At 67.8% G+C, this 25,464-nt stretch carries 19 protein-coding genes, 1 pseudogene and 1 riboswitch; of the genes and pseudogenes, 13 read left to right on the top strand and 7 right to left on the bottom strand.

Annotated features, from left to right (window positions below; all coding sequences use genetic code 11):
- Nucleotides 1-151 precede the first annotated feature (151 nt).
- From pulA to K340_RS0113570, 6 genes and pseudogenes are all read left to right on the top strand, one after another.
- Nucleotides 152-6,010 (top strand): pullulanase-type alpha-1,6-glucosidase, encoded by a 5,859-nt coding sequence (gene pulA / locus K340_RS0113550; protein ID WP_084614420.1) that lies wholly within the window; start codon nucleotides 152-154, stop codon nucleotides 6,008-6,010.
- Between the two features lie 272 nt (nucleotides 6,011-6,282).
- Nucleotides 6,283-7,476, top strand: a complete 1,194-nt coding sequence (locus K340_RS0113555) for a hypothetical protein (protein ID WP_211229427.1) — start codon at nucleotides 6,283-6,285, stop codon at nucleotides 7,474-7,476.
- A gap of 203 nt (nucleotides 7,477-7,679) precedes the next feature.
- Nucleotides 7,680-8,297, top strand: coding sequence for a maleylpyruvate isomerase family mycothiol-dependent enzyme (locus K340_RS0113560; RefSeq protein ID WP_029137117.1), 618 nt, complete (start codon nucleotides 7,680-7,682; stop codon nucleotides 8,295-8,297).
- Between the two features lie 71 nt (nucleotides 8,298-8,368).
- Nucleotides 8,369-8,770: pseudogene (locus K340_RS37535) on the top strand (sigma-70 family RNA polymerase sigma factor); the annotation flags it as partial.
- 76 nt (nucleotides 8,771-8,846) lie between these two features.
- A complete protein-coding gene (locus tag K340_RS36690) occupies nucleotides 8,847-9,275 on the top strand; it encodes a sigma-70 family RNA polymerase sigma factor family protein (protein WP_051266231.1) in 429 nt (142 codons plus the stop codon).
- A gap of 9 nt (nucleotides 9,276-9,284) precedes the next feature.
- Entirely contained in the window at nucleotides 9,285-11,738 is a 2,454-nt protein-coding gene (locus K340_RS0113570; protein WP_029137118.1) for a DNA polymerase III subunit gamma and tau, read from the top strand.
- Nucleotides 11,739-11,784: 46 nt separating this feature from the next.
- Here K340_RS0113570 and K340_RS35910 read toward each other — a convergent pair whose 3' ends face one another.
- The 4 genes from K340_RS35910 to metB all read right to left on the bottom strand — a co-directional run bounded on the left by K340_RS35910 (nucleotide 11,785) and on the right by metB (nucleotide 14,486).
- The gene (locus K340_RS35910) at nucleotides 11,785-11,925 is read right to left on the bottom strand and encodes a hypothetical protein (RefSeq protein WP_154674253.1); all 141 of its coding nucleotides are present in this window, start codon (nucleotides 11,923-11,925) and stop codon (nucleotides 11,785-11,787) included.
- Complete coding sequence (locus tag K340_RS35915; protein ID WP_154674254.1) at nucleotides 11,922-12,488, bottom strand: hypothetical protein; 567 nt, start codon at nucleotides 12,486-12,488, stop codon at nucleotides 11,922-11,924. Before K340_RS35915 ends, K340_RS35910 begins: the two co-directional genes overlap by 4 nt.
- 17 nt (nucleotides 12,489-12,505) lie before the next feature.
- A complete protein-coding gene (locus tag K340_RS0113580) occupies nucleotides 12,506-13,021 on the bottom strand; it encodes a hypothetical protein (protein ID WP_029137119.1) in 516 nt (171 codons plus the stop codon).
- Between the two features lie 244 nt (nucleotides 13,022-13,265).
- Entirely contained in the window at nucleotides 13,266-14,486 is a 1,221-nt protein-coding gene (gene metB / locus K340_RS29940) for a cystathionine gamma-synthase (protein ID WP_051266234.1), read from the bottom strand.
- Nucleotides 14,487-14,580: 94 nt separating this feature from the next.
- A riboswitch (SAM riboswitch) is annotated at nucleotides 14,581-14,713 on the bottom strand.
- A 109-nt stretch (nucleotides 14,714-14,822) separates the two neighbouring features.
- Here metB and K340_RS0113590 point away from each other — a divergent pair.
- Entirely contained in the window at nucleotides 14,823-16,127 is a 1,305-nt protein-coding gene (locus tag K340_RS0113590) for an O-acetylhomoserine aminocarboxypropyltransferase/cysteine synthase family protein (RefSeq protein WP_029137120.1), read from the top strand.
- A complete protein-coding gene (locus K340_RS29945) occupies nucleotides 16,124-16,657 on the top strand; it encodes a CoA-binding protein (protein ID WP_051266237.1) in 534 nt (177 codons plus the stop codon). Before K340_RS0113590 ends, K340_RS29945 begins: the two co-directional genes overlap by 4 nt.
- 63 nt (nucleotides 16,658-16,720) lie before the next feature.
- Here the strand turns inward: K340_RS29945 and K340_RS0113600 are convergent, their stop codons facing one another.
- The 3 genes from K340_RS0113600 to K340_RS37025 all read right to left on the bottom strand — a co-directional run bounded on the left by K340_RS0113600 (nucleotide 16,721) and on the right by K340_RS37025 (nucleotide 19,527).
- Nucleotides 16,721-17,554 (bottom strand): nucleotidyltransferase domain-containing protein, encoded by an 834-nt coding sequence (locus K340_RS0113600; RefSeq protein ID WP_029137121.1) that lies wholly within the window; start codon nucleotides 17,552-17,554, stop codon nucleotides 16,721-16,723.
- Nucleotides 17,555-17,705: 151 nt separating this feature from the next.
- The gene (gene glyA, locus K340_RS0113605) at nucleotides 17,706-18,977 is read right to left on the bottom strand and encodes a serine hydroxymethyltransferase (protein ID WP_029137122.1); all 1,272 of its coding nucleotides are present in this window, start codon (nucleotides 18,975-18,977) and stop codon (nucleotides 17,706-17,708) included.
- A gap of 262 nt (nucleotides 18,978-19,239) precedes the next feature.
- The gene (locus tag K340_RS37025) at nucleotides 19,240-19,527 is read right to left on the bottom strand and encodes a hypothetical protein (protein WP_245599554.1); all 288 of its coding nucleotides are present in this window, start codon (nucleotides 19,525-19,527) and stop codon (nucleotides 19,240-19,242) included.
- Here K340_RS37025 and K340_RS0113610 point away from each other — a divergent pair.
- From K340_RS0113610 to K340_RS29950, 5 genes are all read left to right on the top strand, one after another.
- Nucleotides 19,505-21,037, top strand: coding sequence for an ABC transporter substrate-binding protein (locus K340_RS0113610; RefSeq protein ID WP_245599555.1), 1,533 nt, complete (start codon nucleotides 19,505-19,507; stop codon nucleotides 21,035-21,037). The genes K340_RS37025 and K340_RS0113610 overlap by 23 nt on opposite strands.
- Before the next feature lie 173 nt (nucleotides 21,038-21,210).
- Nucleotides 21,211-22,227 carry an ABC transporter permease gene (locus tag K340_RS0113615; protein ID WP_029137124.1) on the top strand — a complete coding sequence of 339 codons (1,017 nt, stop codon included), beginning with the start codon at nucleotides 21,211-21,213 and terminating at the stop codon, nucleotides 22,225-22,227.
- Nucleotides 22,228-22,234: 7 nt separating this feature from the next.
- Nucleotides 22,235-23,197, top strand: a complete 963-nt coding sequence (locus K340_RS0113620) for an ABC transporter permease (RefSeq protein ID WP_029137125.1) — start codon at nucleotides 22,235-22,237, stop codon at nucleotides 23,195-23,197.
- Nucleotides 23,198-23,201: 4 nt separating this feature from the next.
- Nucleotides 23,202-24,242 carry an ABC transporter ATP-binding protein gene (locus K340_RS0113625; protein WP_029137126.1) on the top strand — a complete coding sequence of 347 codons (1,041 nt, stop codon included), beginning with the start codon at nucleotides 23,202-23,204 and terminating at the stop codon, nucleotides 24,240-24,242.
- Nucleotides 24,243-24,400: 158 nt separating this feature from the next.
- On the top strand, nucleotides 24,401-25,456 hold the full coding sequence (locus K340_RS29950) for an ABC transporter ATP-binding protein (RefSeq protein ID WP_037364716.1): 1,056 nt from the start codon (nucleotides 24,401-24,403) through the stop codon (nucleotides 25,454-25,456).
- Nucleotides 25,457-25,464: the final 8 nt, after the last annotated feature.

Raw genomic sequence — 25,464 nt, forward strand, 5'->3', positions numbered from 1 at the left:
CGCCGCTGCCGTCGGTGCGGCCGGCGGCCACGTCGGGATCGGTCGATTCGGTGGTTGCCGGGTCCGCCTGACTGTGACTACTGTCACTGAATCGATCCGCCGTTCGTCTCGTCGTCGAACGCCGCCGGCCGGCGGCACCAGGGAGTCCGTGATGTTGTCTGCCCGCATTCGAATCCAGCCCCGGCGCCTTGCCTCTCGTACCCGGATCCGCCGCCGTGCGGTCGCCGCGACCGCCGCCGGTGTCCTGGTCGGCTCGTTGCTGCTGGCTCCGACAGCCGCAGCGCTGGCGTCGCCCGCGGCCGGCGCGACGGTCGCCGCAGCGCCCTCGCCCGCTGTCACCTTGGCCGGCTCGTTGCAGACCGAGGCCGGCTGCGCCGCCGACTGGGATCCGGCCTGCGCCGCAACGGATCTGACGGCGACGGCGGATGGCGCATACACCGGGTCGCTGTCGCTGCCGGCCGGCAACTACGAGTTCAAGGTCGCTATCGGGCACTCCTGGGACGAGAACTACGGTCTCGGTGGCGCGGCGAACGGCGCGAACATCCCGCTGGTGCTGTCGGCCGAGGCGACCGTCGCTTTCAGGTACGACCCGCAGACCCACCTGGTCACGCTGTCGTCGGAATCCACCCCGAGCTCGACGGTGACCTCCGCCGACCGGCAACTGGCCGGCAGCAGCCTGCGCGACAACCTCACCAAGGAACGCTTCTACTTCGTGATGACCGACCGGTTCGCCAACGCCGACAAGGCCAACGATGCGGGCGGACTGACCGGCGACCGGTTGACCACCGGCCTGGATCCGACCGACAAGGGCTTCTACCACGGCGGTGATCTCAAGGGCATCACCGGCAAGCTCGACTACATCAAAGGGCTTGGCACCACCTCGATCTGGCTGACGCCGAGCTTCAAGAACCAGCCGGTGCAGGGATCCGGCGCCGACGTCAGTGCCGGCTACCACGGCTACTGGATCACCGACTTCACCCAGATCGACCCGCACCTGGGCAGTAACGCCGATCTGAAGACGTTGATCGACAAGGCACACGCCAAGGGGATGAAGGTCTTCTTCGACATCATCACCAACCACACGGCCGACGTGATCGACTACCGGCAGGGCCCGGCGAACAGCTACAAGTACATCGACAAGGCCAGCACGCCGTACGTCGATGCGAACGGCGTCGCTTTCGACGACCACGCCTACGCCGCCGGCAGCACCTTCCCGACCCTGAACACCAGTTCGTTCCCGTACACCCCGTACTTCCGCTCCGAGGCAGACAAGACGGTGAAAGTGCCTGCCTGGCTGAACGATCCGTTGTACTACCACAACCGGGGCAATGCGGCGTTCGACGGCACCGAGGGGGATCGGTACGGCGACTTCTCCGGCCTCGACGACCTGTTCACCGAGCAGCCGGTGGTCCGCGACGGGCTGATCGACATCTACGCGTATTGGGCCAAATTCGGTATCGACGGCTTCCGCATCGACACCGTCAAACACGTCAACGTGGAGTTCTGGCAGAAGTTCATCCCGGCAATGCAGCAGGCGGCGGCGACCGTCGGGAAGAAGAAGTTCTTCCAGTTCGGCGAGGTCTACGACGCCGACCCGGCGAACATGTCCTACTGGACGACCGCCGGCACCCTGCCCGCTACCCTGGACTTCGGATTCCAGGCCAGGGCAACCGGTTTCGGTCTGGGGCAGCCGACCGGGGACCTGGCGAAGCTGTACGCCGCCGACGACTACTACACCGACCCGGACTCCAACGCCTACTCCTCGCCGACTTTCCTCGGCAATCACGACATGGGTCGCATCGGCTACTTCCTGTCCTCCGGCGGGCACAGCGGTGCCGACCTGTTGCAGCGGGACGAGCTGACCCAGGAGCTGATGTTCCTCACCCGGGGCCAGCCGGTCACCTACTACGGCGACGAGCAGGGCTTCGTCGGTGACGGCGGGGACAAGGACGCCCGGCAGGACATGTTCGCCAGCAAGGTGGCCAGCTACAACGACGACACCCTGATCGGCTCCAGCAGTAGCACGGCGGTGGACAACTACAACACCGGGCAGCCGCTGTACCGCAAGATCGCCGAGCTGTCGAAGCTCCGGGCGAACAATCCGGCGCTGGCCGACGGAGCCCAGATCCCGCGGTACTCCTCCAATGCCGCAGGGGTTTTCGCCGTCAGCCGGATCGACGCGAATCAGCAGGTCGAGTACCTGGTGGCGAGCAACAACGCGACCGAGCCGAAGACCGTCAGCTTCGATACCTTCAATGCCAACACCCGGTACCGGGGCATCTACGGCGGCGCGCAGTCGGCGACCACGGCCAAGGACGGCCGGATCACCGTCACCGTTCCGGCGCTGTCGTCGTTGGTGTGGAAGGCCGACACCAGGTTGAAGCACTCGAAGGCGGCGCCGCAGCCGGTGTTCGTCAGCCCCGGTGGTCTCGGATCCGAGGGCACCGTTGGCGGCCGGGCGCCGATCTCGGTGGCTGTTCCGGGCGGCGGTTTCAACCAGGTGACGTTCGCCTGGCGGGCCGCCGGGACCGGCAGCTGGCACACCCTGGGCACCGACGACAACCCGCCCTATCGGGTCTACCAGGACGTCGCCGCGATGCCGAAGGGCAGCCTGCTGGAATACCGTGCCTTGGTGAGGGACAACTCCGGCAACATGTCCGCCGTGTCGACCAGTGCGGTGGTCGGCGATCCCGCAGCGTCGTCCACCGGTGGCGGGACCGCGCAGAACGATCCGCCGGCCACCCAGCCGACCTCGGTGACCATCGCCGGCGACCTGGACTCGGAGATCGGCTGCGGCGGCGACTGGGATCCCGCTTGCGCCGCCGCGCACCTGACGTTGGACACGAACGACGGCATCTGGAAGGGCACCTTCACGCTGCCGGCGGGCGGCGCCTTCCAGTACAAGGCGGCGATCGACGATTCCTGGACCGAGAACTACGGCGCCAACGCCAAACGGGACGGCGGCAACATCGCGATCAGCGTGCCGGCGAGTGGGTCCGTCACCTTCTACTACGACCCGTCCACCCATTGGGTGACCAGCAGTGCGGAGGGACCGATCGTCACCGCGCCGGGCTCGGCGCAGTCCGAGCTGGGCTGCTCCGCGGACTGGGCCCCGGACTGCATGCGCCCCTGGTTGCAGGACCCGGACGGCGACGGCACCTACACCTTCTCCACCGCCAAGATCCCGGCCGGAAGCTACGAGGTGAAGGCCGCCCACGGCCTGTCCTGGGACGAAAGCTACGGCGCCGGCGGCGATCCGAACGGCGCGAACATCGCCTACACCGTGACCGACGGCGCCGTCGTGACCTTCTCGTACGTGCTGGCCACCCACGTGCTGACGGTGACGTCGTCGGCCTCCACCGCCGCCGACCTGGGACAGTCGAAGGCACAGGCGCTGAGCACGTCGGTGATCGCCTGGGATCTGCCGGCCGCGGCGAACACCTACCACTACCGGCTGCACTACGCGGCTACCGGCGGGCTCGGGATCGACGCCACCGCGGTCACCGGCGGATCTTCCGTCGCGCTGACCCGGGACCCGGCGGGCCTGTCGGCGGCATTGAAGGCCCAGCACCCCAACCTGTCCGGCTATGACGCGCTCCGGTTACCGGACTACGTGAGCCGGGACAAGCGGCTGCTGGAGCAGATCACCTCAGGGCAGGTGGTGGTCGCTGCCTACGACGACGCCGGCACGCTGATCGACGCCACCGGTGTGCAATTGCCGTGGTTGCTGGACGCGCTGTATCCGAAGGCGGCGAAGGCCGAACTCGGGCCCACCTGGAACGGCAACAACCCGGAGTTGGCGCTGTGGGCGCCGACCGCGAAGTCGGTGGAGCTGCTGCTGACGCCAGCTGGATCGACTGCGCAGCAGACGATCCCGATGCGGCGCGACTCCGATGGGGTGTGGAGCGTGCGCGGCCGGTCGTCCTGGCAGGATGCGCGCTACCTGTTCGCCGTCACCGTCTACGTTCCCGAGACCGACAGCGTGCAGCGGAACGTGGTGACCGACCCGTACAGCGTGGCACTCACCACCAACTCGGCGCAGTCGGTAGTTGCCGACCTGTCCGCGAGATCGCTGCAGCCCGCCGGCTGGGACCGGCTGCGCAAACCCGACCTGCCGCAGCCGTCGGACACCTCGGTGTACGAGCTGCAGGTCCGCGACTTCTCCATCTCCGACACGACGGTGCCGGCCGCCGAGCGCGGCACCTTCCTGGCCTTCACCCATCCGGACAGCGCCGGAATGCAGCACCTGAAGGCGTTGTCCCAGGCGGGATTGAACACCCTGCACCTGCTGCCGGTGTTCGACATCGCCACCATCAACGAGGATCGGTCGCAGCAGCAGACGCCGCAGTGCGATCTGCCGGCGTTGACCGCCGCCGACCCGGCCGGCGAGGCGCAGCAGGCCTGCACGTCGGCAGTTGCCGACACCGACGGGTTCAATTGGGGCTACGACCCGTGGCACTACACCACCCCGGAGGGTTCGTACGCGACGAACCCCGACGGAACCGCCCGCACACTGCAGATGCGGCAGATGGTCTCGGCCGTCAACGGGATCGGCCTGCGGGTGGTGATGGACGTGGTCTACAACCACACCACCGCGTCGGGCCAGGACCCGAAGTCGGTGCTGGACAAGGTGGTTCCCGGCTATTACCACCGACTGTCGGCCACCGGCGCCCTGGAGACCTCCACCTGCTGTGCGAACACCGCCACCGAGCACGCGATGATGAACAAGCTGACCGTCGACTCGATCGTCACCTGGGCGAAGCAGTACAAGATCGACGGCTTCCGCTTCGATCTGATGGGCCACATGCCCAAGCAGACCATCCTGGACGTGCGGCACGCACTCGACCGGTTGACCCTGCACCGGGACGGGGTGGACGGCAGGAAGATCTACCTGTACGGCGAGGGCTGGAACTTCGGTGAGGTCGCTGACGACGCCCTGTTCGTCCAGGCCACCCAGCAGAACATGGCCGGCACCGGGGTCGGCACCTTCAACGACCGGCTCCGGGATTCGGTGCGCGGCGGCGGCCCGTTCGACGACAACCCCGGCAAGCAGGGCTTCGGCACCGGGCTGTTCACCGACCCGAACAGCAGTGATGCCAACGGATCCGCCGACGAGCAGAAGGCGACGCTGCTGGCCGATCAGGATCGGATCAAGGTCGGTCTGGTCGGCAACCTGGCGAACTATCAGCTGGTGAACGCGCAGGGCGAAACCGTGCGGGGCAAGGACATCGACTACAACGGTGCCCCGACCGGCTACACCGCCGAACCGTCCGAGACGATCAACTATGTCGACGCGCACGACAACGAGACCCTGTTCGACGTGCTCGCCTACAAGCTCCCTGCCGATACCCCGATGGCCGACCGGGTCAGGATGAACACCCTGTCGCTGGCCACCGTGGCGCTCGGCCAGGGCCCGATGTTCTGGCACGCCGGGACCGATCTCTTGCGGTCCAAGTCGCTGGACCGTGACAGTTACAACTCGGGCGACTGGTTCAACCGGATCGACTGGACCGGGCAGCAGTCCACCTTCGGGTCCGGACTGCCGCCGAAGGCGGCGAACGAGGCCAAGTGGCCGTACATGCGTCCGCTGCTGGCCGACGCCGCGCTGGTGCCCCAGCCCGCGGACATCGCCGCGGCGACCGCCGGGGCGCAGGATCTGCTCAAGTTGCGGTACTCGTCACCGCTGTTCCGGCTGGGCGACGCCGCCACCATCGGGCAGAAGGTGAGCTTCCTGACCTCCGGTCCCGACCAGGCGCCTGGCGTGATCGCGATGCAGATCGACGACCGGGTCGGCAGGGACATCGACCGGTCGTTGCAGCGGATCGTGGTGGTCTTCAACGCCTCTCCGGACGCCCAGACCGTCACCGTTGCCGGCGCATCAGCATTGCGGCTGAGCCCGATCCAGGCCGCCGGCGCCGACCCGGTGGTCAAGAGTTCTTCGGTGGCAACCGATTCGGTGACCGTTCCCGGTCGGACGGTCGCCGTCTTCGTCCAGCCCAGGACCGCGTAGCAGTCTTGTCCCAAGAGGGCGTAGCAGGGTTGTCCCAAGAGGGCGTAGCAGGGTTGTCCCGGCCCCGGGACAACCCTGCTACGCCCTCGGTGCGCACGGGTCAGCTGGTGGCCGATGTCAGCGCCGGCCCTGGTCACTGTTCGTCGATCTGCTCCAGGCAGACGGGTGATCGGCCGGAAAAGCGGTGCTGACAGCGGTCTGCCGCCCTACGCTGGCCCGCAGCTTCGACGAACCTTTCTGGAGGTCGGAATATGAGGAGTATGCGACGGATCGTGGCGGCAACCGCTGCGATGCTGGTGACGGCGGCGGGCGTGGTGCTCACTCAGCCGCCCCAGGCGGCGGCCGCCGTGGCGGCGCCGAAAACGATCAGCACCTCGCCGTATCACCTGTCGGCGAACTACACGAAGTACAACTCTCTCTACTCGGCGTTGGCGGCCAAGCTGCCGAATGCGTACGTGCACACGGTGATGAACGATGCCAATCATTCCCGGACCGCGATGCAGAACCTTTCGCTGCCGGGCCTGGAGACCGGATTCCGCTTCGACAGCGCCGACAACAGCGACTGTCGCAGCTACCCGCAGGGCATCTCCACCAGCCGCGACGCGGTCGGCGGCGCGGGCAGCGGGAACTACGACGGGCATCAACTGGTGATGGTCAGCTGGTACACCAAGACCAGCTGCGGCGGCAGCGGGGCACGCAGCCGGATCACCCTGGTCGACTGGGATGCGACCTACGCCAACAAGTATCGCAAGATCCTGCTGGTCGAACCGACCGGCACCGCGGCCAAGCCGAGCTTCAAGGACGTGAACGTGCACGCCGGCGGGATCGTCTGGTACGGCAACTATCTCTACGTCGCCGACACCAGCCACGGACTGCGGGTGTTCGACATGCGCAAGATCCTGGTGACCAGCACTACTGGCAGCGAATCGCTGATCGGCCGCCAATCCGACGGCAAGACATACAAGGCGCACAACTACAAGTACGTGCTGCCGCAGATCGGCACCATCACCGACACGTCCAGCAGCGATCTGCTGTGGTCGACCATCTCGCTGGACCGGGCGAGCAAGTCATTGGTGGTCAGCGAGTACACCTGCGTCAGCAACACGCCGAGCGGCGCCTGCAAGTCGGCGCCGACCCGCGCGGCCAAGGCGGTCCGCTTCCCATTCGCCAGCGGCAGCACCGCGTTTGCCGCCACCACCAAGGCCAGTCAGGCCCTGCAGACGCCGTACTTCTACGTCAACGGGGTCGCCTCGCACAACGGCCGCTGGTGGTTCAACTCGTCGCACTACAAGTTGCTCTATTACTGGGCGCCTGGCAAGGCCGCCAGCAGCTACAACTGGGTGAGCTATGGGGAGAGCATCTCCTACTGGGAGGACTCGAAGAACCCGGACCTGCTGTGGTCGCTGCAGGAGGGCGCGGGTAACCGCAATGTGTTTGCGGTGCGGCAGGCCAGCTACGACGGCTGATCGATCGCGGCCCAAGGAACATCACATCGACCGGATCATCGTGGTGCCAGCCGGCGGCAACCGTCATCCCCGTCTTGTGGACAACTGCCCACCCACGAAAATCGGGAAGGGGCGCGCGACGAATTCGCGGCCTGCCGTTCGTAGGTATCGGTGACGGGTGAACCCACGCCCGGCACCGAACCCGAGCGAACAGGGACAGACTCATGGCAGACACCGAATACACCGAGGAGCTGTACCGCCAGACGGTGGCCGAGCGCCAACGACACGCCGACCTGCTCCGCGACCTCGACCCGGCCGACTGGTCGGCAGCCAGCCTGTGTGACCGATGGCGGATTCGCGAAGTGGTGGCGCACATCAACGCCACCGCGACCCAGACCTACGAGCAGTTCCTGGCCGCGGTCGAGCAGGCCGACGGCGACATCAACCTGGCCTGCGATCGAACGGCACGGTCCGATGCCGAGCGGTTCTCCGACGCGGAACTGCTTGCCACCCAACAGCTCCGGGTAGCGAGTCGGTGGACGCCGGGGCCAGGGAATCAGCAGGGTGCGCTGGCTCACGAGGTGATCCACGGGCTGGATATCACCGTGCCACTTGGCCTGCCGGCCCCGGAACCGCAGGTGCTGGCGGCAGCGGTGGCCGGTGGCGACCCGGCGTCGTACGCCTTTTTCGGCGTCGATCTGACCGGGCTCCAGCTGGTCGCCGAAGATGCGGACCTCACGGTGGGAACCGGGCAGACGGTGCGACTGCCCGCCCGCGACATCGTGCTGATCGTGACCGGACGCCGGCCCGTTCCTCAACTCCAGGGGACAATGGCAGGGTGATCGACGAGGCCACCATCGACGAGGCCACCATCGCCGAGGTCCGACCGGACCTGGTTCGGTGCTGCTACCGGATGCTCGGCGACGGGGCTGCGGCCGAGGATGCCGCACAGGAGGCACTGCTGCGGGTGTGGCGGGCGCGGGACACCTACGATCCGGCCCGGGCAAGTGTGCGTACCTGGGCCTTCGCGATCGCCACCCGGCACTGCCTGGATCTGCTGCGGGCCGCCCGGCGGCGGGAGTTGCCGACAGAACTGGTCGAACCCAGCCGGCCGGGCGACCCGATCGGCGCCGTGCTGCCCGCCGGGAGCTGGATCACGCCCTTGCCCGACACCGGCGATCCGGCGGACATCGCGCAGCAGCGCGAGACCGTTCGACTGGCCTTTGTCGCTGCGCTGCAACGGCTGTCGCCGCGACAGCGGGCGGCACTCGTGCTGCGTGACGTGTACGGCTTCAGCGCCGCTGAGACCGGCGCGATGCTCGGTACCGGCGCGGCGGCGGTGCACTCGGCGCTGCAGCGGGCCCGGCGGGTGCTCGGATCCGGCTCCGGGGATGTTCGAACCGACGAACCGACCGCAGCGGTGGACGGTCGGGGTGCTGGCGGACTTCGTCAGCGCCTTCGAACGGCACGACGTCGCGAAGCTCGCCGCGTTGCTCCACGCCGACGTGATCAGCGCGATGCCGCCGGTGGCGTTCTGGATGTCCGGTATTACGGATGTGACGAGGGCGTTCGCCGAGACCGACGGCTGCGTCGGCCACCGGCTGGTCCCGACCGGGGCGAACGGTGGACCCGCGTTCGGGCAGTACGCCCCCGACGGCGGCGTCCTCCGGCCGTTCGCGCTGCTGCTGGTCGAGCTGGTGGACGGGCGGATCTCCAGAATGACGACCTGCCTGGATCTGACCGATCGGTTCGCCGCGTTCGGGCTACCGGCGTCGCTACCCGCCGACCGGCGCTGGCCCGCTGTCGGTGCGTCCACGTAGTCTCGCCGGGTGGCCCTGGCTCTCTATCGCAAGTATCGACCGGCGACCTTTGCCGAGGTGGTGGGGCAGGAGCACGTCACCGAGCCGTTGCGCACGGCGCTGGCCGCCGGCCGGATCAATCACGCCTACCTGTTCTCCGGGCCGCGCGGCTGTGGGAAGACCTCCAGCGCGCGGATCCTGGCCCGCAGTCTGAACTGCGAAAAGGGTCCGACGCCGGATCCGTGCGGCGAGTGCAACAGTTGCGTCGCGCTGGCGCCGGAGGGGCCCGGTTCGCTGGACGTGGTGGAGTTGGACGCGGCCAGCCACGGCGGCGTCGACGACACCCGTGAGCTGCGGGACCGCGCGTTCTACATGCCGTCCGAATCGCGCTACCGGGTGTTCATCATCGACGAGGCGCACATGGTCTCGCCGCAGGGCTTCAACGCACTGCTCAAGATCGTCGAGGAGCCGCCGGAGCACCTGGTCTTCATCTTCGCCACCACCGAGCCGGAGAAGGTGCTCACCACCATCCGCTCGCGGACCCACCACTATCCGTTCCGGCTGATTCCGCCGGCCACCCTGCGCGCGCTGCTGGAGAAGCTCTGCGCGGAGGAGGGGGTCACGGTCGACCCGGCGGTGTACCCGCTGGTGATCAGGGCCGGCGGCGGCTCCGCTCGCGACTCGCTGTCGGTGCTGGACCAGTTGCTGGCCGGGGCCGGCCCGGAGGGGGTCACCTATGCCAGCGCCGTCGCCCTCCTGGGGGTGACGGATGCCGCGCTGCTGGACGAGATGGTCGACGCCTTGGCGGCCGGCGACGGCGGCTCGGTGTTCGGCGCGGTGGACAAGGTGGTGGAGGCCGGGCACGACCCGCGCCGGTTCGCCGCCGACCTGCTGCAGCGGCTGCGTGACCTGATGATCCTCGGAGCCGTGCCGGATGCCGCCGACAAGGGCCTGATCGACGTGCCCGACGACGAGCTCGAGTCGATGGTCGCCGAGGCCGACCGACTCGGTCCGGCCACCCTGAGTCGGCTGGCCGAGGTGGTGCACGCCGGCCTGGTCGACATGCGCGGCACCACCGCGCCGCGGCTGGTGCTTGAGCTGATGTGTGCTCGGATGCTGTTGCCGGCCGCCTCCACCGAGGACGGCGCCATGCTGCAGCGGCTGGAACGGATGGAGCGGCGGCTGTCCATCGCCGGCCGTCCCTCGCCGTCCGGCGACGATCCCGGGGACGCCGCCGGCGGGGAAGCGGACGCGGACCGCGCCGGCCGCGAGCCGGCGGCCGCCGGTCGTCAGTTCAGCCGTCGGTCCCAGGTCGCCGAGCCCGGCCCGGCACCGGTCGGCGGGCCGGCTGCGGTCGGCGGGCCGGCTGCGGTCGGCGGGCCGGCGCCCGTCGGCGAGCCGGCTCAGGTCGCCGAACCGGCCCCGGTCGCGGAGTCCGGCGCGCTCCCGGAGTCTGCCCCGACCCCCGAGCGACCCCCGACCCCCGAGCCTGCCGGCGGCGACGAACCGGCACCGATCGCGGCACCGACGCCGACTGCGCCACCGACCGCGCCACCGACATCGACCGCGCCACCGGCACCGGCTTCAACGTTGGGCCTGCCGCAGCCGCCCACGCTGCGGTCACATCGTCCGGCACCGTCCCAACCGGCGACAGCGCCGGAGCCGGCCGCAGCGCCCGCGCCGGAGCCGGTGCCGGTGCCAGCACCGGAACGACCCGCGGATCCGGCCCCAGACGCTCGGCCGCCCGGCCGGCAACCGGTCCCGAGCGAACCAGCGGCGGCCGCGCAAGTCCAACGGACACCGACGCCACCCACGTCATCCCCGGAACCCGCGGAACGGCCGGCCCCCGCGACCGCAACGGCCCGTCGGGGCACCGATATCGACGTCACCGACGTCCGCAAGGTGTGGTCCGAGGTATTGGCTGCCGTGCAACGGCGCCGCCGGACCACCCAGATCCTGTTGGAAAGTGCCTCGGTGATCGCTGTCGACGGTGGTTCCCTGCACCTGTCGATGCCGCATTCCGGGATGGCGAAGCGGGTCGTCGAAGCGGCGAACGCCGACCTGCTGCGGGCCGCGCTGAACGAGGTGCTGGGCGTCGACTGGACCATCAAGTGCACCGCCGGCGACCCGGTCGGGGCGCCGCCGGCGACCAGGCGCGTGACTGGAGAACCGGCCGCCGCCGAAGTGCCCGGCCGGCAGGCACCGGCCCGACCACAGCAGCGGCGGCCCGAGCCGGTCGACCGGCCGGCGCCGGACTCCGGCGGATCTTCGCGGGCAACGGCCGACCGACGTGCCGGGGAACCCCGGCCGGACAACCGTTCCGACCTTCCGGAGCCGCCGCCGGACGACGAGTACGACGACATGCCCGACGACTACGGCGATCCGGACATCGTCAGCTCGTCGCCGCCGGTCGACCCCGAACAGGCCGCCGTTGACCTGCTGGCGACCGAACTCGGCGCCCGCAGAATGGACCGAGACGGCTGACCCAGCTTCGGGTCAACCGTCTCGGCGGGGGACAGCGACCGGCAAATCAGCCGGCCGCCACCAGATCACAGTCCCGGACGGTCGGCTCGGACCAATGCGGGCGGGTCGCCTCGTGCGCCCGGTCCAACGCATCCAGGAAGTCGGCGACCAGGTCCTCGGCCAGTTCGTGACCCGGGTGCGAGGTCATCGGTTCCAGGATCCAGCGCCGCCGTTCTTGATCTGCTGGATGACTGCCCCCATAGCTGTTCGTAGCTCGTCCTGACTGTCGAGGCCCGCCGTCGTGATCACGACCCTTTGATCGAGGACACTGTGCCAATCCTGAGCGCTGGGCACGATGTCGACCCGCACCGCTACTGCTCGTGGCAATACCATCCCGGACAAGCCATCTCGCAGAATCGTCCCGGGGGTCACCCTGCTGCGACCGAGGCTGTGAGTCCGCAGTATTTGCTTGCCCGTGACTACCCACTCATCAGCTTGTGGACGAAAGGCCACGAGTGCTGCTTGCTGCGTTCCGGTCAGACTCGGAGTACCGGCTCCACGCAGCAGCGCTCGGATCAGGCCGGTCCATGTGTCGCGGTACATGCCGGGACCGCTCGGTTCTTCCGACCGCGGGACGGGCGGGCTCAACAGCGGTGGTTCTGTCGGCTGGCGTTCGATTCCGAGTGCGTCTCGCCCGTAGAGCGCGGTGATGAGCGGGGCATCGACACTCTCTTCGATCGACCAATCGGCACCCGAACTTCGGATCGACATCGGAGAGCCGTGGGCTTCTACAGATACTGGTCGTCAGAGGGGCCGCCGCTCGAACATATCCGCCCATCGGCGAGAATGGCGAAACTAGTCGTAGCTACCTGGCCGTGAACAGTGCCGTGCCCGCCTTCGCCGTAGGCGAAATAACGGTCTACCTCACCGGAAGAGGCGCCGCCAGTCCAATGCTGGGTGCTCGATCCGTACGGATCGCTGAAATAGGCACGCCAATCCCATTCGACCGTCGCGTCGACGACGGAAAAGCCGGTAGCGACCTGCCCAACCAACGGCTGGCCGGTTGGTGTGATCCAGAGGTACGACTCGCCGCAACTGCCCTCAATCACATTTCGCGGACCGACACCTGTTCTAGGAACGCTAGCCACGGCCTTCCCGCGCGCGTCAAATATCAGCTGGTAGCCGTGAGTGGTCGCAACCGATGCGTCGAACCCGATGACGTGCATCTCTGTGGTGAGTCGAACGGCCGACGCCGATGCTGGGCTCGCCATCGCCACGGTCGGCACAATGGCCAAGAGTGCCATCGTGCCGATCCACCAGCGAGGATGATGTCCTGCTGAATCCTTTGACTTCGTTCTACCGGTCACGAGATACCCTTTTAGTTGAGCATTTGATCGATTGAGCGGCCCACCCCCCAACAACTTCGGGATGAACAGACTGGGACGCTAGTCCTCGCCTTGTCCACTCGAATCCACCAAATGGGCGAATTGCTGGCTTCGAGGCGGCGATCGCAAGCTCGGCGTTCGCCCGATGGCGTAGAACAACCGATCAGCCGGCCGCCACCAGATCACAGTCCCTGACAGTCGGCTCGGACCAATGCGGGCGGGTCGCCTCGTGCGCCCGGTCCAACGCATCCAGGAAGTCGGCGACCAGATCGTCCGCCAGTTCGATGCCGACCGAGATCCGCAGCAGGCCGTCGTTGATTCCGGCCACCGCGCGCGCCTCCGCACTCATCGAGGCATGGGTCATCGTCGCCGGGTGGGCGATCAGGCTCTCGGTGCCGCCCAGCGACTCGGCCAGGCTGAAGCAGCGCAGTCCGTCGAGGAAGGCACGCACCGCGGTTTCGCCGCCGGCCAGCTCGACGCTGAACATGGCGCCGAAGCCGTCCTGCTGCCGGGCGGCAAGTTCGTGACCGGGATGGCCGGCCAGGCCTGGGTAGTAGACGGTGGACACCGCGGGGTGGGAGGCGATGGCCTCGACCACGGCGGTGGTGTTCTCCTGGTGCGCCCGGATGCGGGTGTGCAGGGTGCGCAGCCCGCGCACGGTGAGATAGCTGTCGAACGGGCTGCCGGTCAGCCCGAGCACGTTGGACCACCAGCTGATCTGCTCCTGCAGTTCGTCCGTCCTGGCGATCACCGCACCGCCGACCACGTCGCTGTGCCCGTTGATGTACTTGGTAGTCGAGTGCACGACCAGGTCGACCCCGAAGTCGAAGGGGCGCTGCAGGATCGGCGACAGGAAGGTGTTGTCGGCGACCACCAGGGCGCCGGCCGCGTGGGCGGCGCCGGTCACCGCGGCGATGTCGGTGATCCGCAGCAGCGGATTCGACGGGGTCTCCAGCCAGACAACCTTCGGTGCGGCGGCCAGCGCCGTCGTCACCGCTTGCTGGTCACCGAAATCGACGGTGACGATGGAGAAGTGACCCCGCGCGGCCAGCGTATCGAACAGCCGCCAGGTGCCGCCGTAACAGTCATGGGGGATGACGATCGTATCGCCCGGACAGAGCAATGCGTTGACACACAAGGTGATCGCGCTCATCCCGGTCGAGGTGATGACACCGCCGACGCCGCCCTCGAGGGTGGCCAGCGCTTCGGCCAGCACATCCCTGGTGGGGTTGCCGCTGCGGGTGTAGTCGTACTTCCGCGGCTCGCCGAAGCCGGCAAAGCTGTAGTTGCTGGACAGGTAGAGCGGCGGGACGATGGCGCCCTGAGAGGTGTCGGTATCGATGCCGGTGCGGATACCGCGGGTGAGGCGGGAGATCTCGGTCATTTGTCGTGCCCTTCCCAGGATCGTCAGGCAGCCAACGCCTGCGACACGTCCGGGAAACGGCCCTACGGTGGCGACCCGGTGGGCCGTCGACCGCATTCCATCTTCCGACACTCCGGGGCCGTCACCGACTCCGCATGCCGCAGGATTTGGCACCTTTCCTGCGGATTGCTCCACAGGAGGCTGCCCCGGCTTCATCGGGCCTGTCCCTCTGCCGGTCTTGATGGATATCGCTGACGACGATAGCGCACTGTCCCGGGAAGTGCACGCACCTCCCGGATTCTGGGAATTCGGCGGGCGTGATGCCGGGTGGATTCGTCCGGTTCCTACACTGGGTCGATGAGTGATCGATCCTTCGGGTTCCGGACCAGGGCCCTGCACGCCGGAGGTACGCCGGACGCCACCACGGGGGCCAGGGCGGTGCCGATCTACCAGTCGACCTCGTTCGTGTTCAACGACACCGACGACGCCGCCAACCTGTTCGCCCTGCAGAAGTACGGCAACATTTATTCCCGGATCGGCAACCCGACGGTGGCGGCCTTCGAGGAGCGCATTGCGTCGCTGGAAGGTGGCATCGGCGCGGTCGCCACCGCCTCCGGGATGAGCGCGGAGTTCGTCACCTTCGCGGCACTGGCCGGCGCGGGCGACCACCTGGTAGCCGCTGCCCAGTTGTACGGCGGCACCGTCACCCAGCTCGACGTCACCCTGCGGCGGTTCGGGGTGGACACCACCTTCGTCCCCGGGACCGACCCGGCCGATTATGCGGCGGCGATCACCGAGGCCACCAAGGCACTGTACGTCGAGGTGATCGCCAATCCGTCAGGCGACATTGCCGAGATCTCCGCATTGGCCGATGTCGCCCATGCGGCCGGCATACCGCTGGTCGTCGATTCGACCCTCACCACGCCGTATCTGTTGCGTCCCATCGAGTACGGCGCGGACATCGTGATTCACTCGGCAACGAAGTTCCTCGGTGGTCACGGTACGACGCTCGGTGGGGTGGTGGTGGAATCCGGTCGTTTCGACTGGAGCAACGGCAAGTTCCCGAGTCTCACAGAGCCGGTGCCGTCGTACGGCGGGATCCGCTGGTGGGATAATTTCGGCGAGTACGGCTTCCTCACCAAGCTGCGCAGCGAGCAGCTCAGGGACATCGGACCGGCCCTTTCTCCACAGTCGGCATTCCTTCTGCTGCAAGGGGTAGAGACCCTGCCGCAGCGAATGGATGCGCATCTGGCCAACGCGCGCGGGGTCGCCGACTGGCTGGCCGCCGACCCGCGGATCTCCTACGTGAACTATGCGGGGTTGCCGTCACACCCGCATTTCGAGCGGGCCGCGCGCTACCTGCCCACCGGACCTGGGGCGGTGTTCTCCTTCGGGGTTCGTGGCGGACGCGTTGCCGGGCAACGGTTCATCGAGGCGCTGCAGCTGTGCTCGCACCTGGCGAACATCGGCGACGTGCGCACGCTGGTGCTGCACCCCGGCTCGACCACGCACCGTCAGCTCAGTCCCGAGCAGTTGGAAAGTGCCGGCGTGCCAGAGGATCTGATCCGGATCTCGGTCGGAATCGAGGATCTCGAGGACATCATCTGGGACCTCGACCAGGCGCTGACGGCGGCCGGTGCGGAACGGGGAGACGTCGCATGAGCGCATCGAATGCGCGACCACGCAGTTGGATCGGGCCGACTGCCGGCCGGCGCCGGGACACCCTGCGGGAAGCCAGGTCGGTCGCCATCGTCGGTGCGTCCGACAAGCCGTCCAGGGCCTCGTATTTCGTGGCCACCTACCTGCTCTCGTCCAGCCCGTACCGGGTGTACTTCGTCAACCCCAGGCTGACCGAGATCCTCGGGCAACCGGTCTATCCGTCGCTGGCCGCGCTGCCCGAGGTGCCGGACATCGTCGACGCGTTCCGCAAGCACGACGACCTGCCCGAGGTGCTCGACGAGACCCTGGCGATCGGCGCCCCGACCCTGTGGCTGCAGCTGGGGCTGTGGCACGAGGAGGTGGCTCGCAGGGCCGAGGCCGCTGGCCTGAACGTGGTGATGGACCGGTGCATCAAGATCGAACACGCCCGCTTCCACGGCGGCCTGCATCTGGCCGGCTTCGACACCGGCGTCATCTCCTCCAAGCGCCAGTTACCCCCTGACGCCGCTTATCAACATCGCATGCGCGTGTGAACGTGCACGTTCTGGGACGGGAGTGACGCGAGTCGTCACGTTCGCAAGCGCCGGATGCCCGCGCTACCGGGGGCCCGGCTGCGAGCCGATCGTTCGGTCCAACCGCCGGACCGTGCCGCCCAGCAACTGGTCCAGCGGTGCCGTGTCGATGGGCGTGGCTGGCACGAACAGCTGTTCCTGGCGGTGGATCTCGCTGCGAATGAAGTCATCGATGATCGGCAGCGGGACGATCCGTTCGACCTCGCCGGCACGCCGCTTGCGGATCAGCAGGGCACCGATCTCGGCGCGCAGCGCTTGGTCGGCGACCAGGGCGTCCACCAACTCGGTGAACCGCATCGGAGCCGGTCCCATGCCGAGCGCCACCCAGCGGGCCGAAAGCAGTGAACGGAGCGCATATAGGTATTTCTTCAGCTTCACCTGATCGACGTCCAGCACCGCTCTGCTGTGCCGTCGCCCCATGTGGCTGTAGTGGTAAAAAGAGCGCTCGGGTCGGTGAACCTGTTGCGCCACTTCGCGTATCTCGGTGACGAACTGCTGATCGGCGCGGTACACGACGGGCGAGTTGAGCCACTCCATGACCGTCGCGTTGCCCCGCTTCAAGAGCCCGAGTGTCTTCCGCAGATCCCAGCCGTTCACGTCGTAGACGTCGTTGATCGGCAGCTCGATGACGTTCCGGAGCCGGTCGACCGACAGGTACCAGTCCAGTCGGTGGACGAAGATGAACCGCACGTCGTAGTCGCTGTCGGGGGAGGCGAAACCCCAGCCGCGGCTGCCGGACTCGCAGGCGAACACGATTCGAACGTCGTGCTCGCGCTCGACGTCATCCAAAGTGGCCAGCACCTGCCGCCGCACGACCGGGTCGATCGGGTGCTCGACCGGGCCGGACGGGGTAGTCACTCGTCCACCGTAAGGATCGGACGAAAGTTGCGGCGTCATCCGAGCCGGTCCGTCCTTGTCCCGTCCGGCGCTTGCGAACCTGCGCGTTTTGGGACGGGAGTGAAGCGAGTCGTCAACTTCGCAAGCGCATGCGATGTTGATAAGCGCCGGGTCAGAGGGTCGGGTAGAGGGGGAAACGGGCGGCGACGGCGCTGACGCGGGCCCGCAGCGACTCGGCCAGGGCGGCATCCAGCTCGCCGGACGGTGCGGTCAACGCGGTGGCGATGACGTCGGCGACCTCGGCGAACGCCGCGGCGTCCAGCCCGCGGGTGGCCAGTGCCGGGGTGCCGATCCGCAACCCGGAAGTCACCATCGGCGGGCGCGGGTCGAACGGCACCGCGTTGCGGTTGACGGTGATGCCGATCGAGTGCAGCCGGTCCTCGCCCTGCTTGCCGTCCAGTTCGGAGTCGCGCAGGTCGACCAGCACCAGGTGCACGTCGGTGCCGCCGGTCAGCACGGTCACCCCGGCGGCGGTGACGTCGTCGGCGGTCAGCCGCTCGGCCAGCGCTTTCGCGCCGTTCACCGTGCGCTCCAGCCGCTCCTTGAACGCGGGGTCGGCCGCCATCTTGAACGCCACCGCCTTGCCGGCGATCACGTGCTCGAGCGGCCCGCCCTGCTGACCGGGGAACACCGCCGAGTTGATCTTCTTGGCCAGGTCCGCCTCGTTGGTCAGGATCACCCCGCCGCGGGGTCCGCCGAGGGTCTTGTGCGTGGTGGTGGTGGTGACGTGGGCGTGCGGGACCGGTGACGGATGCAGCCCGGTGGCCACCAGCCCGGCGAAGTGCGCCATGTCCACCAGCAGGTAGGCGCCGACCTCGTCGGCGATCTCCCGGAAGCGGGCGAAATCGAGCTGCCGCGGATAGGCGGACCAGCCGGCGATGATCAGCTTCGGCGCGTGCTCGCGGGCGAGTTTGGCCACCGCGTCCATGTCGACTCGGTAGTCCTCCTTCGACACCTCATAGGCCACCACGTTGTAGAGCAGCCCGGAGAAGTTGATCCGCATGCCGTGTGTGAGGTGCCCGCCGTGCGCCAGCGACAGTCCGAGGATGGTGTCGCCCGGTTTGATCAGCGCCTGCATGGCGGCGGCGTTGGCCTGCGCGCCGGAATGCGGCTGCACGTTCGCGAAACCGGCGCCGAACAGACCCTTGACCCGCTCGATGGCGAGCGTCTCGATCTGGTCGACGAACTCGCAGCCGCCGTAGTAGCGGCGGCCCGGGTAGCCCTCGGCGTACTTGTTGGTGAGCACGCTGCCCTGCGCCTGCATGGAGGCGACCGGGGCGAAGTTCTCCGACGCGATCATCTCCAGGGTGGACTGCTGACGGTGCAACTCGTCGGCGATCAACCCCGCGACCTGCGGGTCGGCCTGCTCCAGCGGAGCGTCCAGGCCGGGCCAGGCGGCGTCGGCCTCACCGACGGTGACGGCGGTTGCTGCGTTGGGATCGGTGGTCGACACGGGAGGCTCCTCGCTGCGGGAACTGGGATAACGGGCTGCGGTGGCGACCCGTGCTGGCTCTCGTAGGCATCGTAACGATCGGGTGACAGGGGTAGGCGACCGGTGAAGGCACGCTCTACCGTTCGAGGGTTCCGCCGGTGCAACGTGACCCGCATCACCGGCTTCACCTTGGAGGTTGAATGACAGTGCGTCGTCAAAGGCTGATGGTGGCCGGACTGGCCGCCACAGTGGCGGTGTCTCTTGCCGCATGTGCAAGCTCCGATCGGAGCGACAATTCGTCGTCGGCGCCATCCAGCGCCAGCGCACCAGGTGCGTCGACCGGCGCGGCGGACACATCCGCGCCCGCCAGCGACACCGGATCGGGTTCGGCGCCGGGATCGGGATCGGCGTCGTCGGCACCGGCGGCCGCCGGTGACACGAACGCCACCCTCACCTTCGGCGCCGCCGGAGCGCCGTCGATGTTCGACCCGCTGTACGCCACCGATGGCGAGTCGTTCCGCCCGGTGCGGCAGATGATGGAGGGCCTGGTCGGCTTCAAGCCGGGGACCGCCGACGTCGAGCCCAAGCTGGCGGAGTCCTGGACCAATTCCGCAGACGGTCTCACCTGGAACTTCAAGATCCGCCAGGGCGTGACCTTCCACGACGGCACGAAGCTCGATGCGGCCGCGGTCTGCTACAACCTCGACCGGATGTACTCGCAGACCGGCGCCGGCGCGACCCAGGCGCAGTACTGGGCCGACAACATGGGCGGCTTCAAGGGCCAGAAGGACGACGCCGGCAAGGACGTTCCCTCGCTGTACAAGTCGTGCACCGCCGACGGCGACACCGCGGTGGTCAAGATCTCCGCGTACACCTCGAAGTTCCCGGCGCTGCTGGGCCTTCCGTCGTTCTCCATCCAGTCGCCGACCGCGCTGAAAAAGTACGACGCGAACAACGTGCAGGCCTCCGGCGAGGCGTTCACCTACCCGGCGTACGCCATGGAGCACCCGACCGGGACCGGTCCGATGCAGTTCGGCAAGTACGACAAGACGAACGGCGTCATCGAGCTCGATCGGTACGACGGCTACTGGGGTGACAAGGCCACCGTCTCCAAGATCCTGTTCAAGGTGATCCCGGACGAGACGGCGCGCAAGCAGGCGCTGCAGGCCGGCACCATCGACGGCTACGACCTGCCGAACCCGGCCGACTGGGACAGCCTGAAGGCCGACTACAACCTGCTGATCCGGCCGGCCTTCAACATCCTGTACCTGGGTATCGACATGAAGAACAACCCGGCGCTGAAGGATCTGAAGGTACGCCAGGCGATCGCTTATGCGTTGAACCGCAAGGACTTCGTTGCGTCACAGCTGCCGGAGGGCGCGACCGTCGCGCTCAACAACTACCCGGACACGGTCGACGGCTGGACCAAGGACGTCGAGCCGTACGACTACAACCCGGACAAGGCGAAGCAGTTGCTCACCGAGGCCGGACAGACCAACCTGACGCTGAACTTCTGGTGGCCCACCGAGGTCTCGCGGCCGTACATGCCGGACCCGAAGAGCGTCTTCACCGCGTTCTCCGCGGACCTGCAGGCCGTCGGCATCAAGTTGAATGTCACCTCCAAGCCGTGGAACGGCGGCTACCTCGACGGTGTCGAGGCCAACAAGCCTGACCTGTTCTTCCTCGGCTGGACCGGCGACTACAACACGCCGGACAATTTCCTCGGTGGCAGCCTCGCGCTGAACAACCCGGAGAACCGGTTCGACACCGGCTCGCAGCCATGGGGCAAGACCCTGGCCAGTGAGGTGGCGGCGGCGGATGCCGAGCCGGACACCGCCAAGCGCAACGCCATGTACGTGGAGCTGAACAAGAAGTTGGCGTCCGAATACCTGCCGGACATCCCGATTTCGAGTTCTCCGCCCGCACTGGTGCTGGCCAAGAACGTCACCGGTGTGGTGGCATCCCCGTTGACCGACGAGGACTACGCACACGCCGTCATCGGGCAGAAGTAGTACGCACGTACAGCGGCGAGCACCGCATGTCGGTGCTCGCCGCTGGTGCGTCGGTGGTGTGTCGGGTTGGCGCTGAGGTCGGAAATTCGCCTAGGGTCCCTCTGGTTTCGCCGTCAGGTTCAAGGCCGTGATCCGAGGTTCGGACCCCGATAGTCGAGTGAGGAGTTCGTGACGTGCTCCGCTATATCGTCCGGCGACTGATCCAACTCGTTGTCGTGATGTTCGTGCTGTCGCTGCTGCTGTTCCTGTGGTTGCGGTCGCTACCGGGTGGCCCGGACAGTGCGATCTGTGGCGAACGCTGTACGCCGGATCAACGGGTGGCGATGCGGCACGCGTTGGGCATGGACCAGCCGATCTGGGTCCAGTATTTCAAGTACATGGGCCGGGTGTTCACCGGAAACTTCGGCTATTCCTCCGGGGTCGAACCGGGTACCCCGGCGATCGAGGTCTTCCTGCACCGCCTGCCGGCCACCATCGAACTCACCATCGGGGCGCTGATCTTCGCCATCGTGCTGGGGATCCCGCTCGGCTATTTCGCCGCCCGCCGCAAGGGTGGGATCTTCGACAACCTGGGCATCATCAGCTCGCTGGTTGGCATCGCGATCCCGGTGTTCTTTCTGGCCTATCTGCTCAAGTTCGTGTTCGCCGTCAAACTCGGCTGGCTGCCGGACAGCGGCCGGCAGTCGACCGATCTGGCCCAGCCGGCCACCCGGGTCACCGGATTCTTCGTCCTCGACGGCCTGATCACCCGGGAATGGGACGCGTCCTGGGATGCCTTCCGGCACCTGATACTGCCGTCGATCGCGTTGGGCACCATCCCGTTTGCGGTGATCTTCCGGATCACCAGATCGTCGGTTATCGACGTGCAGAACGAGGACTACGTGCGCACGGCGGAGGCCAAGGGGCTGACCACCCAGGTGATCCGGCGCCGGCACATCCTGCGGAACGCGATGCTTCCGGTGGTCACCGTCACCGGGTTGCAGGTCGGCGCGCTGCTGGCCGGAGCAGTCCTCACCGAGACGGTGTTCGCCTACCCAGGCCTCGGCCAGGCCACCGCCATTGCCTTCCAGCTCAGGGATTTCGCGGTTCTGCAGGTGCTGGTACTGGCGTCGGCGGCCACCTACACGCTGGTCAATCTGGTGGTGGATCTCTCCTACGCGTTGATCGATCCGCGGATCAGGACCCGGTGAGGAAACCATGGTTGGACTGACGAAGAAGAAGGAGCGGATCGACCAGCTGGCTGCGTCGTCGGCGACCGCGGTGGTCGATCCCACCGACGTCGAAAGCTCCGGCGGGTCGATCCTGGCCGACGCCTGGCGTCGGCTCCGGGTGAGCCCGGTGTTCTGGATCGGCGCGGTGATCATCTCGGTGTTCGTGCTGATCGCGATCTTCGCCGACGTGATCGCTCCGCACGATCCCGGAGAATTGTTGCTGCGCAGCCAGACCAGGCTGGCCCGCAACCAGCTGGCGCCGCCGCAGCCCGGGTTCCCGCTCGGCGGCGACCAGCTCGGCCGTGACCTGTTCTCCCGGTTGGTGATCGGCAGTCGGCAGACCCTGCTGGTCGGCGTGTTCGCGACGCTGATCGGCTTCACCGGTGGGCTGATTCTCGGCACCCTGGCCGGCGCGTTCGGCGGCAAGGTGGACACCGTGGTGATGCGGCTGGTGGACGTGCTGCTGTCGATTCCCAGCCTGCTGCTGGCCATCTCGATCGCGGCATTGTTCGCCAACCCCAGTCAGACCAGCGTGATCATCGCCGTCTCGGTGGTGCAGATCCCGGTGTTCGCCCGATTGCTCCGGGGACAGATGTTGGCGCAGCGGGAGTCCGACCACGTGCTGGCCGCGCGGGCCCTGGGGGTGAAGCGGGCACCGATCGTCTTCCGACACATGCTGCCGAACTCGCTGTCGCCGGTGATCGTGCAGGCCACACTGGTGGTGGCGATCTCGATCATCGATGCGGCGGCGCTGTCGTTCCTCGGTCTCGGCTCGCAGAGCGTGAAGGTCCCGGAATGGGGACAGATGCTCGGCGAGGCCCAGCAGAAGATCGACTCTTACCCGCACCTGGCATTCTGGCCGGCCGGCTGCATCATCGTCGTCGCGCTCGGTTTCACCCTGCTCGGCGAGTCGCTCCGGGAAGCCCTCGATCCGAAGAATCGGCGGTGACGTCATGCCTTTGCTCGAAGTCGAGGATCTAGGGGTCGAGTTCCGCCGGCGCGGACTCGAACCGTTCCGGGCGGTCGACGGGGTCAGCTTCGATGTCGACCCCGGCCAGACGGTCGGGTTGGTCGGTGAGTCCGGATGCGGGAAATCCGTCACCAGCCTGGCGATCATGCGATTGCTGATGCCGCGCGGGAACCGGGTGACCGGTCGGGTGTCGTTCGACGGCACCGACCTACTGCGGCTGCCGATCCGCGACATGCGGGACCGGCGCGGCCGGGACCTGGCGATGATCTTCCAGGACCCGCTGTCCAGCCTGAACCCGGTGATCTCCATCGGCCTGCAGGTCACCGAGGTGCTGCAGCGCCACCGCGGGATGAAGCAGTCCGCGGCCAGGGCCGAGGCCAGGGACCTGCTGGACCAGGTGGGGATCCCGGATCCGGACCGCCGACTGAAGGAGTACCCGCATCAGCTGTCCGGCGGGATGCGCCAGCGGGCGCTGATCGCGATGGCGGTGGCCTGCCGGCCGCGACTGCTGATCGCCGACGAACCGACAACGGCGCTGGACGTCACCATCCAGGCGCAGATCCTGCAATTGCTGGGCACTCTGGTCCGGGAGAACGGGACCGCGCTGATCATGATCACCCACGACCTCGGCGTGGTGGCGGGCCTGTGCGACGAGGTGAACGTGTTGTACGGCGGCCGGATCGTCGAGCGGGCCAACCGGCACGAGTTGTTCGCCACCCCACAACACCCGTACACCCATGGCCTGCTGGCCTCCATCCCGAGGCTGGACGCGCCGGCCGGCGAGCGGCTGCACCCGGTGCAGGGCTCGGTGTCCGACAACATCCCGTGGACCAGCGCCTGTGCCTTCGCGCCGCGCTGCGGCAACGAGGTCGATCGCTGTCGGTCGGCCTCGCCGGAACTGACCGCGGCGCCGTTGGGACACGGGCACCAGCTGCGGTGCTTCAACCCGGTACTGCCGGACGGCGCCGGCGTCGGCGCCACGGGCGGTTCCGCTCCGGTCGATTCTGCAGGAGAAGCGTTGTGACACAGGACGACTTGTTCGCCGCCGGGGAACCCGAGCAGCCGCGACCCGAGCCTGCGGAGCTCACCGAGCGGATCGAGCAGCTGCACGTCGAAGGGCTGGCCGAGACCGACGCGCCGACCGAGGACGAGGTGGCCGGCGGCCGCGCCTCGGCCGCGGCGCTGTCCGCGGCCACCGCCGACGCCGCCGACGTCCTGCTGGAGGTCAACGACCTGAAGGTGCACTTCCCGATCAAACGCGGGGTGGTGTTCGACAAGACCGTCGGCTACGTCTATGCCGTCGACGGGGTGTCGCTGGCGGTTCGGCGAGGCGAGACCTACGGGCTGGTCGGCGAATCCGGTTGCGGCAAGAGCACTCTCGGGCGCGGTATCCTCCGGCTGGAGGAGCCGACGGCCGGCCAGGTGATCTTCGACGGGGTCGACGTGGCCGGGCTGGCCGGCGAGGAACTGCGCCGGACCCGGCGCCGGATGCAGATGGTCTTCCAGGACCCATTGGGGTCGCTGGACCCGCGGCAGAGCGTCGAATCGCTGCTGCTGGAGGGGATGAAGGCGCACGGGCTGACGAAGGGCAAGATCGAGACGAACCGCGAGCTGCGGGAACTGCTGTCGTCGGTCGGGCTGCCGGCCACGGCTTTGCGCAAGTACCCGCACGAGTTCTCCGGTGGGCAGCGACAGCGGATCGGCATCGCCAGGGCGCTGACGGTCGGTCCCGAGCTGATCGTTGCCGACGAACCTGTTTCGGCGCTTGACGTCTCGGTGCAGGCGCAGGTGATCAACCTGATGGAGGACCTACAGCAGGAACGGGGTCTGACGTACATCGTGATCGCCCACGATCTCGCCGTCGTCCGGCACATCTCGGATCGGGTCGGGGTGATGTATCTGGGCGCGCTGGTGGAGGAGGCGCCGTCGGCGGATGTCTATGCCGAGCCGCTGCACCCGTACACCCGGGCGCTGATGTCGGCGGTGCCGGTGCCGGATCCGGTGCTGGAGGACACCAGGGAGCGGATCATCCTGACCGGCGACCTGCCGTCGCCGGCGAACCCGCCGACCGGCTGCCGCTTCCACACCCGATGCCCGTGGCGGCAGGAAACGCGCTGCGACACCGAACGTCCGGTGCTCACCGAGCTGAAGCCAGGACACCGGGTGGCCTGCCACTACGCCACCGAGATCGGCTCCGGTCGGCTGAAGCCGAACGCGGAGCCGCTTCAATTGGTGTGACGCCGGAG

This window comes from Nakamurella lactea DSM 19367 (assembly GCF_000426645.1).
In the GTDB taxonomy this organism is placed as follows: domain Bacteria; phylum Actinomycetota; class Actinomycetes; order Mycobacteriales; family Nakamurellaceae; genus Nakamurella; species Nakamurella lactea.